Raw genomic sequence first — 15,415 nt, 5'->3', positions numbered from 1 at the left:
TGGGCCCGTCAGCGCTCGTCATGCCTTGGGGGTTTCGACGTTCAAACGGTTTACCTGCACAACCCGGTCGTCCGAACCCGCCTTGCGTGGGGCATTGATCGTAATCATCACGCCATCATTGGTGAGGAAAGTGGGCCTGGCCTTATCCTCCGTCCCGCCCTTGGGGTAGGCATTCTTGATAAACAACGTCCGGTATTGCCCAGGCTTGTCGCCCTTGAGCGTGGCCACCAGGTCACCCTCAGGCGTAACGCCCCAATCGAAAACCTGCGAGGCGCTGTAGTCCAGTTTGATAACACTTTCGACCGGATCATTGATGGTCACAGCCTGATTGCCCTTGTTGATTTCGTAAGTATTAAACCCACCCTGGCCGACGATGTCGGCGCCACCATTGATCACAATCACGTTGGCGCCTTTGCCCGTCAGCACCACGTCCTTTTTGCCGTTCAACGTCAGGTGATTGTCTTGATCATTGCCCTGGATATAACTTTCGCCATTTTCAACCGTGACGGCATTGGAGAACGCATGGAAATACGCAATGGGCGTTACACCGTTGGTTTTGGAGTCCTGGGCGTTGACCGAAACCGCCCCGGTTTTAAAGTCGATGATATGCCCTGAATAGGCCGCTGTTTTAGTCTCGCCATCGACGCTGTAAGTGGTACGCAGCTCACCCGAAAAGCTCAGCGTATTGGTGCCCTCGCCGCCCCAGAGTTCTGAGGCCTTTGGGCTGAAGCCGTTTTTCTCGGTATCCTGCACCTGCCGCATTTGCTCGAGTGTCTGGCGTGCATCGGCATTGAAGTTAAAGGTATCGTCGGCGTTTCCGCCGGTGATCAGCTTTTTGCCGCCCTCAAAAGAAAAATAATTGTGTTTTTTCATCACCCCGGCGACCACGTCATCTCCGTCGCCCAACGCCCAGAACGTGCCCCTGCCTCCTCCCTGTACACCGTCGACAGGCTTGATCGACAGGCCATCCCAGGACGCTTCAGGCGCGGTAATCCGATCATTACCGCCGCGCAAGGTGGCCGTCGGGACTTTGCCATCGACTTTGATCAGGTTCAGTAGCAACGCCGGAATGTTCCACCAGAGTGCCGGGGTCAACGGAACTTTTCCTGGAACCTGTGTGACCTCGACCTGCGTGTTGCCATACACGACACGTTCATAAAGATCCTTGCCTGGCCCTTCCAGGAACGCCTTGTAGCGAGCCCGGGTTTTATCCTCGTGTTCATGGGCGTATTTCGCTTGCAAGTAGGGTTTCATCACATCAAAACCTGGTGCAAAGCCCAGGAATGACTTCAGGCCAAGGGTAAACTTCTGGTTGCTCGTCAACGGTGTGTGTTTATCAATATCTTCCACAGTGCGCACGGCTGAATAAATCGACTGTGCAACCATCAATCCGCCGGCCACCACCAGCCCCGCCGGCCCGGCACTGCTGGACCCCGCGAGAAACGCGGCCCCCAGGGCAATCGACGTAGCGGCATTGGCGACGGCCAATGCACCATTGACGTAGTGATCCTGAGCTTCCTTACCGCTGCTGCGCCCCGCCTTTATGAACGAATCGACGGCCGTATAGGTATCAATCGGAACACTGATAATTAAACCGACACGCCCTGCCACTGTGCCAATCATCTTGCCAACCGAAGATGACTGAAAACTGAGTATTGTCGGTGCGGCCCTGTTGACGACCTTTTGCGCGACTTTATTGAGCGCCGCCTCCACGGCCATCCCGGCATAATCAGCGCCTACGCCACCAAACCCTATGGCGGCTGCCGTGGTGTCGCCACGCTGGAGGCCCTGGACAGCCGTGCGCAGCCCTTGGAAGGTACTGTAAACCTGAAAACCCAAACCACCCGAGGTCGCCGCGCCTGTCTTTGCGGGCGTACCGGAGGAAAAAAAGTCCGTCGGCAGCGGTTTATTGCTGCGCTGCATATCCCGTATCGCGGCAGAGTGTCGCGACATGTCACTCATCGATTGCTGCAGAACCTCAGGGATGGTGCCGCCGTCACGCCGTTTCAGCAACGGTACCGTGGACTCACGCAGGGAGGCGATCTCGGCAAGCACATTACTTGCACGCTCGCCGACAGCATCCGATCCGGATTTGATAAACGCTTCCAGGCGCAGATAGTCAATTTCCATCGCGCCGACCATCTTTCTGCCGTCTGGATCAGACGGCATCTGCGTCTCGATCGGGTCGCCATTGAGGTTTACGCCCATTTTGTAAAGCTCGACACGGCTGACCTCGATTTCACCGAACTTAATGGGCGGCTGGCTGGCATCCAGCTTTTTCAGGCGTTCTATTACCGCTGGGTCAATCGCGGGTACCGTCTTTGGCGGTGTGAATGCAGTGACTGTCGGCGACGCCTGCGCGGGTGTTTTGGGCGGCGTCACTGCACGGCCCGATGGCGTAGCGATCGGAGCGGCGGGGCTGGTTGCTGTAGGAAACAGTTTGTCGTGCGCGGCCTTGGTTTGTGGGTTGAGCTTGCCTTCATAGAGACGCGACGTATAAGTCTCTTCCAGGAAATCCCGTGAGCTTTTGCCGGCACGCTGACTGTCTTGAGGGCCGGCCTCGCGAAACGGTTCCTTGCTGGCAATCACTTCCAGGAAGCCTTTGGCATCGGCTTTGTAATAGCCAAGCATACCGAGCTTGCCGGCGATCAACGCGGCTTGCTTCTGGGTGACGGAATCAAGGCCTTTGGCCCCAGCCTGATGACCAACGCGATCGGCGACGGTAGTGTCCGCCGAAGAAGCAGGCGCGAAAAAGTCGTCGCCGATAATCAACGTGGGCGGATTGCTGAACAGCAGCTTCGTTTGCGGATGATCGCCCGGTTTGGCAATGACGACGTCGATAACACCCGCCACCGCCAAGGCTTTTTTCGGCGTTTTGGCCTGAATGCGTTGCAGCGCTGCGTCCACCGCCTTGGCTACCTGTTCAGACCTGACGGGGTCACTGCCGGGTGGGCTGACGATATCAAACGTCGTACCTCGAACAACCTCGGTACGCGAATTGAATGGCGTGCCTATTTGTTTGCTGGCCAGAGAGGATCGCTGTTGCTCTATACGCTCGAAGGCATAAGGATATCCAACAGGCGCAGCGGCTTCCTTCATGGCCTTGATCAAACTGTGCTCGAGTTCCCTCATGGGCGACAACAGTGAGGAGTCCGGGTATTTGCCGATAAAGTCCTGGACGGACTTTAAAGTCTCTTTCGCATGATCAAATTGTGACATCCCCTTGGATTCATGCAGCTTGCCCAAGCCGTGGGTAATTTTCTCATAGTCCGCCGCCCCCTGTGCGGCTGGGGCCGGCGCCTGTTTACCGAACGTCTCTTGGGTTGGCACACGCGTGGCGTCGATCACCTTAACGTTATCAAGGCCGTTCAAGGGCGCGTCGTACATGAAACGTATAGCGTTATTGTCGCTGGAAACCTCAGGGACATGGTCAGGTTTAAACACACTGATCAGATATTCAGGATTAGCACTGTCCTTGTTATACGGCTGATGTAAATATTTCAGTTCGGGGCTGGTAAATATCCTTTTCAAGCCTTTTTCAAACGCTTCTTTAGAAGAAAACGTCGTAAACCCAATATTCGGATCATTGTAATAGTAGGTTCGAGCGCCTGTAGCGTCGACGATAACCCCTGCCGTCAGGCGATGCTCGTCAGCGCTGATCAACAGTGTTGTGGTCTCAGTCGCGTTATAAAGTCGCGGCGCAATCTGTGTATAGGCTTGAACTTTCCTGGTCGCCGGGTCATGCGCAACTTCACGGTCGTCAACCTTGCCATGCACCTCGGCCAGCTTGCGAAAAAACACTTGGGATTCGGGATCATCCGGATGCGCCAGCGCCTGGTACACATTGCTCAAAAACGTGTCCTGCTTGCCTTCTGCCACGGCCAACGACAAAAGATGGCTGAATCCCGAACATTGCCCGTCCGATAACTTATTGATTAAAGAGAGGTAATAACCCTGTGGCATGGGTGTGACCTTCACCCCTTTGTCCGTGATCACCTTGGTAAATATTCTCGCATCGTCATGCGGGCCACTGATAAGGCGTTGCTCAACCCTGTATCGCAGTGCTCCCAGTTGCTGCGGGCTCAATGCCTGGTTCAGTGCCAACCGCATCAGTGCCAAGTCGCTCATTTTTGCTGAATACCCCGGCAGTGTTACGGCCGAGGGAGTGTCATAGCCTTGTTTAAAGTCGGCATGCCCTGGCCCCACAGCGGCATCGCTCATCTTGCTGACAAAATGTTCAAGCACTTTGTCGTCCGGTAGGGAGGCAGGCGGTGTTACTCGGCCCCGAACCTCGACAGTTGAGGTATCCCTGCGGGTTCGGCTGTGCTCAGCGGGTTGTACAGGCGGCGATGTGTCGGTAAGCGCAGGTTGAACATGGCCAGAGAACCGTTGAGTCGTAGCCGAGGAGACGTGCGACATGAAGACTTCCAAGTATAAATAAAGTGAAGCGCTGCCCCTGTAACAGGCATGCCGTAGAGGGCTAACCTACAAACACACACTGTGTGTAACTATCAGATTTATCTGCGAACTTTCTGTTAGTAGCGTTGCCTTTCAGCACCCCGTCTCAAGGTGTTTTTCGTCCTCGCGCCTACCCAAAAACACTTGTTCCTTATCACCGGGGCTGGGGCTAGAATCAGCGCCATTCCTGCACCTGCCTCCCTGATACGAGCCCCCCATGAGCTTTGATTTCGACACGATCCACCCCCGCCAAGGCACCGGCAGCACCAAGTGGAACCGATACCCGCAAGACGTTCTGCCGATGTGGATCGCCGACATGGACATCGCCGCACCACCCGCCGTGCTGCAAGCCCTGCACGCACGCCTCGACCAGCAGGTTCTCGGCTACAGCGTGGCGGGCCCGGATGTGCGCGAAGCCATCATCGCGGACCTGTGGGCAAAGTACGCCTGGCGCGTACAGCCTGAAGAGTTGCTGTTCCTGCCCGGTGTCGAGCCTGGTTTCAATATGGCCCTGCATGCGTTCGTACAGCCGGGCCAGCCCGTAGTGCTGCAAACCCCGAACTACCGGCCGATTCGCCTGGCACCGGGCCACTGGAACCTGCCGCGTATCGAAGTGCCGTTTGAATTGATCAATGGCGAGTACGTCACCCCCATACCCGCCATGCGCCAGGCGCTGAGCGGCGCCGGTGCGCTGCTGCTGAGTAACCCGCACAACCCGGTGGGCAAGGTCTTTGCGCGTGAAGAATTGCTGGCCGTGGCCAATGCCTGCATGGACAACGGCGCACTGATCATCAGTGATGAAATCCATGCCGAGCTGTGCTTTGACGGCCGTCGCCATATTCCCACCGCCAGCCTCAGCCCCGAGATCGCCCAACGCACCATCACCCTGATGTCGGCGAGCAAGGCCTATAACGTCGCCGGCCTGAAGACCTGCTTTGCCGTGGTGCAAAATGCCGAGGTGCGCGAACGCTTCAACAATGCCCGCTGCGGCATGGTCGACAGCGTCAGCCCGCTGGGCCTGGAAGCCACCCGCGCCGCCTACAGCCAATGCAGCGAATGGCTGGACGCACTGGTGCAGTACCTGCAAGCCAACCGTGATTATCTGCTGCACGCCGTACAAAACCGCTTGCCCGGCGTGGTGATGCACGCGCCCCAAGGCACCTACCTGGCCTGGCTGGATTGCAGCGCCCTGGGCCTCGCCGACCCGCAGCAGTTCTTCCTGGAACAGGCCAGGGTCGGCCTGAGCGCAGGCATCGAATTCGGTGATGACAGCCAGCAGTTCGTGCGCCTGAACTTCGGCTGCCCACGATTGATGCTCGAAGAGGGTTTGCAACGTATGGAACGTGCGCTGCGTCTGCGCTGAAACGCAGACGCATCAGTCGGGCGGCGGTGGCCCACGAACTATCTGAAGAGACCTAGCACAATGTGGGAGCTGGCTTGCCTGCGATAGCGAATTAACATACGCCATGTTTATAACTGATACACCGCCATCGCAGGCAAGCCAGCTCCCACACTTGCGAACACATTTACAGCTTGGCAATCGACACTTCAGTCGACTTCACAAAGGCAATCACTTCACTGCCCACTTTCAATTCCAGGTCACGCACCGAGCGGGTGGTGATCACTGAGGTGACGATGCCGGACGCGGTTTGCACGTCGATTTCAGACACCACTTCGCCCAGCAGAATTTCCTTGATCACGCCCTTGAACTGGTTGCGCACGTTGATCGCTTTGATGGTCATGTCGGCTTTCCTTTTGGCTGTTGGGTCAATCCGCACGAATGCGCAGGCCCTCAAAATGCGTTATCGGCACCGATATTAAAAGGAATATATAAGTCTTTATTTATACGATATGGATATATACAAGGTGTTCGCCTGCCAACAGCCGTTCAACACTTTGCCCTCTCCCGCGACAGCCGAATCAGCAGAACCCCGCGCAATCCGCTGCGCACAAGGTGGCACAGAGACTGCATATTCCTTTAAAGCATGATGGAACATGCTGTTTCAGTTTTCTGAATATAAGAAAAGCCTTCTCTCAACGCCTTGCCTGGAGCTGTTCCATGAAACCCTTTGCTTTATTGAGTGCCTGCGCCCTCGCCCTGTGCCTGCAACCCCAAGCCTTTGCCGCCGAAACCGACCCCGCCCAGGTCAACCTGGATTACGCCTATTATTCGCCCGTTAGCCTGGTGCTCAAGCATTTCGGCTGGCTCGAACAGGCTCTTCCTCACACCAAGGTCGGCTGGGTGCTGAGCCAGGGCAGCAACCGCTCGCTGGAATACCTCAACAGTGGCGGCGTCGACTTCGCCTCGTCTGCCAGCTTGTCGGCGGTGTTGAGCCGCGCCAATGGCAGCCCGATCAAATCGGTGTACGTCTACAGTCGGGCTGAATGGACCGCGCTGGTGGTGCGCAAAGACTCGCCGCTCAACACCGTCACAGACCTCAAAGGCAAAAAAATCGCCGCCACCAAAGGTACCGACCCGTACCTGTTCACCCTGCGCAGCCTGCAACTGGCGGGGCTGAAAAAGGATGATGTGGAGCTGGTGCATTTGCAGCATCCCGACGGCCGCACCGCCTTGGAGAAAGGCGACGTGGACGCCTGGGCCGGTCTTGACCCGCACATGGCCGCGAGTGAGATCCAGGCCGGTTCGCGCTTGCTGTACCGCAATAAAGACTTCAACAGCTACGGCGTGATCAGCGTCACCGAGCAATATGCCAAAGCACACCCGCAGACCATCACCAAGGTCCTCGGGGCCTATGAAAAGGCGCGCGATTGGGCCGTGAAGCACCCGGATGAATTCGCCAAATTGCTCGCTGATGAAGCTGGCCTGCCGCTGGAAGTGGCCAAGCTGCAATTGTCGCGCACCGACCTGAGCAACCCGCTGCTGAGCGCCAAGGACGTGGCGTCATCCAAGGCCGCCGCGCCGATCCTGGTGTCTGAGGAATTGGTCCGTCGTGGCGTGGATGTCGACCCCGTGATCGATCAGTTGATCGACACGTCGTTTGGCCAAACCCTGCCCAAGCCTTAAGGGAGGCGTGATGACCGATAAAAGCCAATCACTGCCGCTGCCGACGGCTGTGGTGATCAACCGCAGTGCCTGGCCAAGACGGCTCAAGGGTCTGGTGCTGCCGGTGTTGATCCTGCTGGTGCTGGAGGGGGTGGTGCGCATCGGCTGGCTGCCGTCCTACCAGATGCCTGCCCCCAGCGAAATCGCGGTGACCCTCACCGACCTGGCCGAAGGCGCGTTGTGGAAACACATCAGCGCCAGCCTGTTACGGGTACTGGCAGGGTTTGCCATCGGCGCCAGCCTGGCCCTGGTGTTTGCCGCCTGGGTAGGATTGAGCCGTGAAGCCGAAGCGTATCTGGAGCCGACTTTCGCCGGGCTGCGCTCGATCCCGAGCCTGGCCTGGGTGCCGCTGTTGCTGCTGTGGCTGGGTATCGATGAAACTTCCAAGGTCGTGCTGATCGCGATTGGCGCGTTCTTTCCGGTATACCTCAACGGTGTCGCGGCGATTCGCGATATTGACCGCAAGTTGGTGGAAGTCGGGCAAATGTACGGTTTCAGCCGGTCACGCCTGGTGCGCCGGATTCTGCTGCCCGCCGCCCTGCCCGGCCTGTTCACCGGGCTGCGCAGCGGCTTGAGCCTGGCGTGGATGTTCCTGGTGGCGGCCGAACTGATTGCGGCCACCAAGGGCCTCGGATACTTGCTCAGCGATGGTCGGGAAACCTCACGGCCCGACATCGTGCTGGCCGCCATTATCGTGTTGGCACTGCTGGGCAAGCTCAGCGATGGCCTGCTCGCAGCGCTGGAAACACGCTGCCTGGCCTGGCGCGACACCTTCACAGGCCAGGGTGCGGAGCAATGAGTATGCAAGCATTATTGGAGCTTCGCGTGGCGCGCAAAAGCTTTGCCGGCATTGCGGTACTGAGCAATGTGCACCTGGCGTTGCAACCGCGCGAAACCGTCAGCCTGCTGGGGCCCAGCGGTTGTGGCAAAAGCACATTGTTGCGCATCGTCGCCGGCCTGGAGACCGACTTCCAGGGCGAACTGCGCAGCCCGGATGGCGAAGTCGCCTTTGTGTTCCAGGAACCACGGCTGATGCCCTGGCTCACGGTGGAGCAGAACATCGGTTTCAGCGATGACCGCCACTACGACAAGGCCTGGGTCACCCAGTTGATCGAAGAAGTCGGCCTGACCGGCTTCGCCCAGGCGCTGCCCAAGGCCTTGTCCGGCGGCATGGCGCAACGGGTGGCCATTGCACGCGGGCTGTATTCACGCCCGCAGGTGTTATTGCTTGATGAGCCGTTCAGCGCAGTGGATGCCTTTACCCGCATGAAACTGCAGGACTTGCTGCTGCAACTGGCCAAACACCACGCGATTGCCTTGCTGCTGGTGACCCATGATGTCGACGAGGCGCTGTACTTGAGTGACCGGGTGCTGGTGATGGACAACCGGCCGAGCAGTATTCGCCAGGAACTGGCAGTCGACCTGCCACACCCACGGGACCGGCGTGACCCGGCACTGGCGCAGCTCAAGGCACAGTCATTGACCGAGTTGCAGCGCGCGCATGTGATTTAGGCTCCTGGAAATGGGTTAACTTCCAGTGGCAAACAGGACTGTTATGCCAAGCCCCCTGTTGTGGCGAGCAGGCTTGCCCTGCGTTGGGTCGCGCAGCGGCCCCTTGGGTTCGCAAAGCAGAACATCTGGAAAATTGCGGTGACTGTTTTGGGGCTGCTTCGCAGCCCAACGCAGGGCAAGCCTGCTCGCCACAATAAGCCTGCTCACCACAATAAGCCTGCTCACCGCTACGAACCTGGTTGCCAGCGTCAAACCAGGGTTCGGCTGAGTGTCACCCAATACCGCGTGCGCGCTCGCACTTCAAACCCCAGCGTCTGGGCCAGCAGCGTGAGGATGCGATCGGTGTCATCCAGGCGAAAGCTGCCGGTGACCCGCAGCGTTTCCAGGCTCGGGTCCCAGCGCAACACACCAGGGCGGTAACGTTCCAGCTCGCGCAGGAAATCCCCAAAGGGCTGGTTCTGCGCGGTCAATACGCCGTCACGCCAGCCCAGTTGCTGCACATCAAACGCCGCCCCGGCACTCAGCCCGTGAGGCCTTAACGAGGCTTGCTGACCGCTGTTCAACGTGGTCAATTGCCCGGCCAGATCACGCACCTGCACTGCGCCCTTGAACACCGACACCCGGCAGCCGGACGCCAATTGCCGCACGCACACGTCGGCCTGGCTCACCGCTACCTGGCCGTAGCGCGTGTGCACACTGATCGCCGCTGCGCCCGGCACCGTCAGCGCTAACTCGCCGTCCACCAGCGTGATGCGCCGCTGTGCCAGGTCAACATCCACCGCCGTCGCCGTGTTGAGTTGCAGGCTGCTGCCGTCGGCCAATGGCAGGCGCTTGCGCTCGCCGGTGGCGGTGTGCAAATCAGCCCGCCACGCCTCAATGGGCAATTGGCGGCTGATCAACCAGGCAGTCGGCACCAACGCCGCCACGCCCAGGGCCCGCTTGAGCAACGCACGCCGCCCCGCTTGCGGGTGGTCGAGGCTGGCCATTGCCACTGCCTGGGGCAAGTCACTAAAGCGCCGGCGCAGCGATTGGGCCTTCTGCCAGGTCTGTTCGTGCTGAGGATGGCTGTCGCGCCAAGCCTGCAAATTGGCGTGGTCACGCTCGGTGGCCGCGCCGGACTCCAGCAGCGCCAACCATTGGGCGGCGGCGCGCGCAACCTCGCGGCTCACAGGTCCACCAGCAAGCAATGTTCATAGGCCTGGGCCATGTAGCGCTTGACCGTGCGCTCAGAGACGTCGAGCCGCTCGGCAATCTCGCGATAACCCAGGCCCTCCAACTGGCTCCACAGAAAAGCGCGGCGTACCACCTGTGGCAAACCGTCAAGCAACTCATCCAGGGCGTGCAGGGTTTCCAGTACCAGCCAGCGTTGCTCGGGCGACGGCACGCAGGTCTCGGGCAAACTCGCCAGCGCCTTCAGATAGGCGTGCTCAAGGCTGCGGCGCTGATGAAAGTTGGCCAGCAAACGCTTGCCGACGGTCACCAGATACGCGCGCGGCTCCTGCATTTGCGCAATCGGCTGGGCACTGGCCAGCACCCGCACGAAGGTATCCTGGGTCAGGTCCGCTGCATCCCAGGCATTGCCCAGGCGCCGCCGTAACCAGCTTTCGAGCCAGCTGCGATGATCACGGTACAAACTCGACAAGGTCAGTTCGCCAGTGTGGGTCGGGGCAACAGCATCAGTCATGGCAAGCAACCTGCGCGGCGCGAGTGAGTCTCAAATGAGATTCATTCTATTTAATATCGCGCGGGTGCACCATGCTCTTTTCAACTTTGCGTTTATGCCGTGAGTTCTGCGTCAAACACTTGCCCACGCCCTACTACGCTGGCAGGCGCCAATACCGCGCCCGGTGCCAATACCGCGTTGGCGCCAATCCGGCACTGATCGCCCAGCAAGGCGCCAAACTTGTCGCAGCCGGTACGCTGCAACTGCCCGGCGACGCGCACCCACACGTCCTTGTCCGACCGCTCGTTACGGTAATTGGCGACAATACTGCCGGCTTCCAGATTGATCCCATGCCCCAGAACCGAATCGCCGACAAAGTTGAAGTGCGCCAGTTTGCTGCCACTGAATACAAATGAGGTTTTCAACTCTGCGCCGGGGCCGATGATGCACCGCGCATCCAGCCAGCAACCGCCGCGCAACAGCGAGCCACTGGCAATAAAACACTCGGCGCCGATGATCAGCGGGCCTTTGAGCAAGGCGCCGGGCTCGACGGTGGCGGTACGGTGGATGGCGATTTCATCCTGAATGATGTAATCGGCTGCCAGCAGTTGAGTGAGCATCTGGCGAACAATCACTGGGGCCTGGGTCGTCAGAGCCCAAGGTGCGAGGTCAGCCCAGGGTGCCAGCGGCGATTGGGAAAAGTCGGCGATGTATTCGGCGAGTCGTATCAACGTTGAGCCCTCTCGTAGTCAGAGAAACGCAAAACTTTAGCACTTCGGCGGGACGAGGCAGAGCTTTACTATTTGTCTTTATATAGATATTTTATCTAGATCAGCAAACGAGGACCGCTCATGCAATTGCCCGACTATTTCAATGTCGTCGCCGCCGCCCAACGCCTTGAAGGCTTCGCCCATCAAACACCGGTGTTCACCTCACGCACCCTCGACGCCGAAACCGGCGCCCAGGTGTTTATCAAATGTGAAAACCTGCAGCGCACCGGCTCGTTCAAGTTTCGCGGTGCGTTTAACGCCCTTTCGCAGTTCGACGCGCAGCAGCGCAAGGCCGGGGTGGTGGCGTTCTCCTCCGGCAACCATGCCCAGGGCATTGCGTTGGCCGCCCAATTGCTCGGTATGCCGGCGACCATCGTGATGCCCGCCGACGCGCCCGCCGCCAAGGTCGCCGCCACCCGGGAATATGGCGCCCGCGTGGTGCTGTATGACCGCTTCAACGAGGACCGTGAGCAAATCGGCCGCACCTTGGCGGTGGAACATGGCATGACGTTGATCCCGCCTTACGACCACCCACACATCCTCGCCGGCCAAGGCACGGCCGCCAAGGAGCTGTTGGAATTCACCGGCCCTCTGGACGCCCTGTTCGTCGGCCTGGGTGGCGGCGGCATGCTCTCGGGCACCGCGTTGTCGACCCGCGCGCTGGCCCCCGATTGCCAGCTGTTTGGTGTTGAGCCCCACGCAGGCAACGACGGCCAGCGTTCATTCCAGACCGGCACCATCGTGCACATCGACACCCCGGCGACCATCGCCGACGGTGCGCAAACCCAACACCTGGGCGACTACACCTTCCCGATCATCCGCGACAAGGTCACCGACATTCTCACCGTCTCCGACGCGCAATTGGTGGCCGCGATGAAGTTCTTTATGCAACGCATGAAAATGGTGGTCGAACCCACCGGCTGCCTGGGCCTGGCGGCGTTGCGCCAGTTGGGCGAGCGGTTCAAGGGCCGGCGCGTGGGCATTATCGTCACCGGCGGCAACGTCGACATCGCGCGCTATGCCGCGCTGCTCAGCGAGGCACCATGAATATCATCCACACCGAGACCGCCTCGGCGCCTGCCGGGCATTACGCCCAGGCCATCAGCCACGGCGACACGCTGTATATCTCCGGGCAATTGCCGGTCAGCCCGGATGGGCGCCACAACCTTGAAGCATCGTTTGCCGAACAGGCCCAGCTTGCGCTGGCTAATCTGCTGGCCATCCTGAAAGCCGCCGGTGGCTCGCCGCAGGATCTGGTGAAAGTCACGGTGTATGTGGCCGGGGTGCAGCATTGGGCACAATTCGACCGTATTTACGCCGCCGCGCTGGGCGAGCACCGCCCTGCCCGCGCGGTGGTGCCGGTGCCCGAGTTGCACCACGGTTACCGGGTGGAGATTGAAGCTGTGGCGCGCTACTTGGCGTAGGTGTAGACCGCCGCCCGTGACACGCCCAGGTGCGCAGCCACGGTCTCCATGGCCCGGCGAATGTCCATGCAGCCCGAGTCTTTGAGCTCTTGCAGCAACAGCCGTCGATCCGCCGCCTTGAGCGCGCGCGGCGTGGTGGCCAGGCGTGCGGCGAACTGGTCGATACGGGTGCGGATCACATCGGCACCGGACGGCTCCAGGGATTCAATCAAGGTGTCGCCGGTAACCGAGCCAAATTGCTCGAGCATGCCCTGCAGGCCACGGAACAGTGAAAGGTCGACGTTCATGCACAAGGCCGCGACATACTTGCCGCTGGTGTCCTTGATGCCGATCGAGGTGCTTTTGACCTGGCGGCCATCGGCGAACTGATTGCGGTAATTGGCAATGATCTGCGGGTAGTCGGGGTCGGCAATCCGCGCCAGGCCCAACTCGGTGGTCGGGTCGCCCGGCGAGCGCCCGGAGAGGTTGTTATGGATCGCCAGGATCGCCTGCTGCGGGTCGCGCAAATCGTGCAGCACCACTTCGCAGAACGGGCTGAAGGTTTTGCTCAAGCCTTCGGCAATCTGTTCGAGCTGGCTGATCAGGGTGGTTTCTTCAGGAGAGGTCTTTTTCATGCAAGACAACATATCCAGTCCTGGACAGGCCGTCAATTTGGCCATTGTCCACCCTAGTGGAACTTCAACCATGGACACCCTGGTAGCACTGCTAGACACGTTGAAAATGCAGCGCAACCTCCAGCGCCTGCAACAGCGCCCCCACGTCAAAACCCGAAAGTGGGAGCTGGCTTGCCTGCGATAGCGGTCTTCCAGTGACAAATGTGTCTGCTGACCCGACGCTATCGCAGGCAAGCCAGCTCCCACAATTCTGGCTGTATTTCAAATCAAGCTCGGCGGGGCTACCACAATCAGGCATCCTCAAGAATGAGGTCGGCGCCCTTCTCCGCCACCATCAATACCGCTGCATGGGTGTTACCCGAGGTCACATTCGGGAAAATCGACGCGTCCACAATGCGCAGGCCTTGCAACCCGTGCACCTTCAAGCGCTTGTCCACCACCGACACCTGCGGGTCCGAGCCCATCGCACAGGAGCCGCACAGGTGGTAGATCGAGCCGCTGTTTTCGCGGAAGTATTGCAGCATCTGCTCGTCGCTCTGCACGGCGGCGCCAGGTAACACCTCGGCCACCGTGATGCCTTTGAGCGCAGGCGCCTGCATGATCTTGCGCATCAAGCGGCTGCCCTGGATGACCTCGTCAATGTCCTTTTGCGTACTCAGGTAGTTCGGATCAATCAGCGCTGCGTCCCGTGGGTTATTCGAGGCGATGCGGACAGTGCCGCGGCTGGTCGGCCGGCACGGGTTGAAGCACAGCAGGAAGCCGGAATAAGGCTCGGGCTTGAGGCTGGCCTTGTTGTTTTTCGGGATCTGGTACGACAGCGGGTTGAAGTACAACTGCAGGTTCGGGTCCGCCTGTTCATCGTTACCGCGAAAGAAACCACCGGCCTGGTTGACGCTCATCGCCAACGCGCCCTTGCGAGTGAACAGGTATTTCAGGCCCAGTTTCAGCTGGCCGAACAATGAGCTGAGTTCGTCGTTAAGGGTGGGAATATTGGCCTTGTAGTAGTAGCTGGCGCACAAGTGGTCCTGCAGATTTTCACCCACGGCCGGCAGGTGCTTGACCAGCGGGATGCCGTGTTCGGCCAGCAGTTGCTGATCGGCCACGCCGGACAGTTGCAGGATCTTCGGCGTGTCGACGGCACCCGCGCAAAGGATCACTTCCTTGCGTGCCTTAAAGGTGCGCACCACGCCCTTTTGGGACACGCGAATCCCGCTGGCGCGTTGCTGGTCATCAAACAGCACACGATCAACCAGTGCATGCAACTCAACGGTCAGGTTCGTGCGACTGAGCGCCGGATGCAAATGCGCAAAGCTGCTTGAGCAGCGCTCGCCATTGCGGGTGTTGACGTCATACAGGCCCGCACCTTCGAAATGGGGGCCGTTGAAGTCATCACTGAGGCCGTAGCAGAGCTGTTCGCAGCCCTTGAGGAACGCGTCACAAATCGGGTGGGTCTGGCCCTTCATCGGTGTGATGCTGATGGGGCCGCTGCCGCCGTGGTACTCGGTGTCGCCCAGCGGGTGATTTTCCAGTTTGCGGAAGTACGGCAGTACATCCTTGAAACCCCAACCGTCGTTACCGTTGGCCGCCCAGTCATTGAAGTCATGGGCCTGACCGCGCACGTAGATCATGGCGTTGATCGAACCCGAACCGCCCTGCACCTTGCCGCGCGGCGCATAGATTTCCCGGCCAGCCAAGTGTTTTTGCGGCTGGCTGTAGTACATCCAGTTAAAGGTCGGGTTGTAATACATCTTGGCGAATCCGACCGGGATCTTGAACCACCAGGAACTGTCTTTGCCACCGGCTTCCAGCAGCAACACCGAGTATTCGCCCGAAGCGGAAAGCCGGTTGGCCAGAACGCAGCCGGCAGCACCCGCGCCGGCGATGATGTAGTCATATGTCATTCACGGTTA

At 59.5% G+C, this 15,415-nt stretch carries 13 protein-coding genes; 6 read left to right on the top strand and 7 right to left on the bottom strand.

Annotated elements, in window-relative coordinates:
- Window positions 1-18: 18 nt before the first annotated feature.
- On the bottom strand, window positions 19-4,245 hold the full coding sequence (locus tag ASE80_RS16515) for a hypothetical protein (RefSeq protein WP_236708841.1): 4,227 nt from the start codon (window positions 4,243-4,245) through the stop codon (window positions 19-21).
- A 430-nt stretch (window positions 4,246-4,675) separates the two neighbouring features.
- Here ASE80_RS16515 and ASE80_RS16510 point away from each other — a divergent pair, with 430 nt between their 5' ends.
- Window positions 4,676-5,821, top strand: a complete 1,146-nt coding sequence (locus ASE80_RS16510; RefSeq protein WP_056859866.1) for a MalY/PatB family protein — start codon at window positions 4,676-4,678, stop codon at window positions 5,819-5,821.
- A 163-nt stretch (window positions 5,822-5,984) separates the two neighbouring features.
- Here ASE80_RS16510 and ASE80_RS16505 read toward each other — a convergent pair whose 3' ends face one another.
- Entirely contained in the window at window positions 5,985-6,200 is a 216-nt protein-coding gene (locus ASE80_RS16505) for a TOBE domain-containing protein (RefSeq protein WP_003173733.1), read from the bottom strand.
- Between the two features lie 317 nt (window positions 6,201-6,517).
- Here ASE80_RS16505 and ASE80_RS16500 point away from each other — a divergent pair, with 317 nt between their 5' ends.
- The 3 genes from ASE80_RS16500 to ASE80_RS16490 are packed head-to-tail and all read left to right on the top strand — an operon-like array spanning window position 6,518 to window position 9,034.
- Window positions 6,518-7,483, top strand: coding sequence for an aliphatic sulfonate ABC transporter substrate-binding protein (locus ASE80_RS16500; protein WP_056859865.1), 966 nt, complete (start codon window positions 6,518-6,520; stop codon window positions 7,481-7,483).
- A 10-nt stretch (window positions 7,484-7,493) separates the two neighbouring features.
- Complete coding sequence (locus ASE80_RS16495) at window positions 7,494-8,321, top strand: ABC transporter permease (RefSeq protein WP_056859864.1); 828 nt, start codon at window positions 7,494-7,496, stop codon at window positions 8,319-8,321.
- Window positions 8,318-9,034 carry an ABC transporter ATP-binding protein gene (locus ASE80_RS16490; protein WP_056859863.1) on the top strand — a complete coding sequence of 239 codons (717 nt, stop codon included), beginning with the start codon at window positions 8,318-8,320 and terminating at the stop codon, window positions 9,032-9,034. The genes ASE80_RS16495 and ASE80_RS16490 overlap by 4 nt, the downstream gene beginning before the upstream one ends.
- Window positions 9,035-9,282: 248 nt before the next feature.
- On the opposite strand, the gene ASE80_RS16485 is transcribed toward ASE80_RS16490, so the two are convergent.
- The 3 genes from ASE80_RS16485 to ASE80_RS16475 form a co-directional block, all read right to left on the bottom strand.
- Complete coding sequence (locus tag ASE80_RS16485) at window positions 9,283-10,203, bottom strand: FecR domain-containing protein (protein WP_056859862.1); 921 nt, start codon at window positions 10,201-10,203, stop codon at window positions 9,283-9,285.
- Window positions 10,200-10,718: a sigma-70 family RNA polymerase sigma factor gene (locus ASE80_RS16480; protein WP_056859861.1), complete on the bottom strand. Its 519-nt coding sequence runs from the start codon at window positions 10,716-10,718 to the stop codon at window positions 10,200-10,202. The genes ASE80_RS16485 and ASE80_RS16480 overlap by 4 nt, the downstream gene beginning before the upstream one ends.
- 92 nt (window positions 10,719-10,810) lie before the next feature.
- Window positions 10,811-11,428, bottom strand: a complete 618-nt coding sequence (locus tag ASE80_RS16475; RefSeq protein WP_056859860.1) for an LpxA family transferase — start codon at window positions 11,426-11,428, stop codon at window positions 10,811-10,813.
- A gap of 120 nt (window positions 11,429-11,548) precedes the next feature.
- Here ASE80_RS16475 and ASE80_RS16470 point away from each other — a divergent pair, with 120 nt between their 5' ends.
- Window positions 11,549-12,514: a threo-3-hydroxy-L-aspartate ammonia-lyase gene (locus ASE80_RS16470; protein ID WP_056859859.1), complete on the top strand. Its 966-nt coding sequence runs from the start codon at window positions 11,549-11,551 to the stop codon at window positions 12,512-12,514.
- Window positions 12,511-12,891 carry a RidA family protein gene (locus ASE80_RS16465; protein WP_056859858.1) on the top strand — a complete coding sequence of 127 codons (381 nt, stop codon included), beginning with the start codon at window positions 12,511-12,513 and terminating at the stop codon, window positions 12,889-12,891. The genes ASE80_RS16470 and ASE80_RS16465 overlap by 4 nt, the downstream gene beginning before the upstream one ends.
- On the opposite strand, the gene ASE80_RS16460 is transcribed toward ASE80_RS16465, so the two are convergent.
- The gene (locus ASE80_RS16460) at window positions 12,879-13,505 is read right to left on the bottom strand and encodes a helix-turn-helix transcriptional regulator (RefSeq protein ID WP_056859857.1); all 627 of its coding nucleotides are present in this window, start codon (window positions 13,503-13,505) and stop codon (window positions 12,879-12,881) included. The two genes, ASE80_RS16465 and ASE80_RS16460, sit on opposite strands and share 13 nt — an antisense overlap.
- Window positions 13,506-13,795: 290 nt before the next feature.
- Window positions 13,796-15,406, bottom strand: a complete 1,611-nt coding sequence (locus tag ASE80_RS16450; protein ID WP_056859855.1) for a GMC family oxidoreductase — start codon at window positions 15,404-15,406, stop codon at window positions 13,796-13,798.
- Window positions 15,407-15,415: the final 9 nt, after the last annotated feature.

Origin of the sequence: Pseudomonas sp. Leaf15, from assembly GCF_001421425.1 — a bacterium.
GTDB lineage: Bacteria > Pseudomonadota > Gammaproteobacteria > Pseudomonadales > Pseudomonadaceae > Aquipseudomonas > Aquipseudomonas salomonii.
Note: the sequence above shows the minus strand (reverse complement) of the source record. Positions and strands in the feature narration are given on the sequence as shown.

Bases quoted from the DNA above. Each gene is read 5' to 3' on its own strand.
- ASE80_RS16470 (WP_056859859.1), top strand. From the start codon at position 11,549: ATGCAATTGCCCGACTATTTCAATGTCGTCGCCGCCGCCCAACGCCTT.
- ASE80_RS16460 (WP_056859857.1), bottom strand. From the start codon at position 13,505: ATGAAAAAGACCTCTCCTGAAGAAACCACCCTGATCAGCCAGCTCGAA.
- ASE80_RS16495 (WP_056859864.1), top strand. From the start codon at position 7,494: ATGACCGATAAAAGCCAATCACTGCCGCTGCCGACGGCTGTGGTGATC.
- ASE80_RS16450 (WP_056859855.1), bottom strand. From the start codon at position 15,406: ATGACATATGACTACATCATCGCCGGCGCGGGTGCTGCCGGCTGCGTT.
- ASE80_RS16505 (WP_003173733.1), bottom strand. From the start codon at position 6,200: ATGACCATCAAAGCGATCAACGTGCGCAACCAGTTCAAGGGCGTGATC.
- ASE80_RS16465 (WP_056859858.1), top strand. From the start codon at position 12,511: ATGAATATCATCCACACCGAGACCGCCTCGGCGCCTGCCGGGCATTAC.
- ASE80_RS16500 (WP_056859865.1), top strand. From the start codon at position 6,518: ATGAAACCCTTTGCTTTATTGAGTGCCTGCGCCCTCGCCCTGTGCCTG.
- ASE80_RS16490 (WP_056859863.1), top strand. From the start codon at position 8,318: ATGAGTATGCAAGCATTATTGGAGCTTCGCGTGGCGCGCAAAAGCTTT.
- ASE80_RS16510 (WP_056859866.1), top strand. From the start codon at position 4,676: ATGAGCTTTGATTTCGACACGATCCACCCCCGCCAAGGCACCGGCAGC.
- ASE80_RS16480 (WP_056859861.1), bottom strand. From the start codon at position 10,718: ATGACTGATGCTGTTGCCCCGACCCACACTGGCGAACTGACCTTGTCG.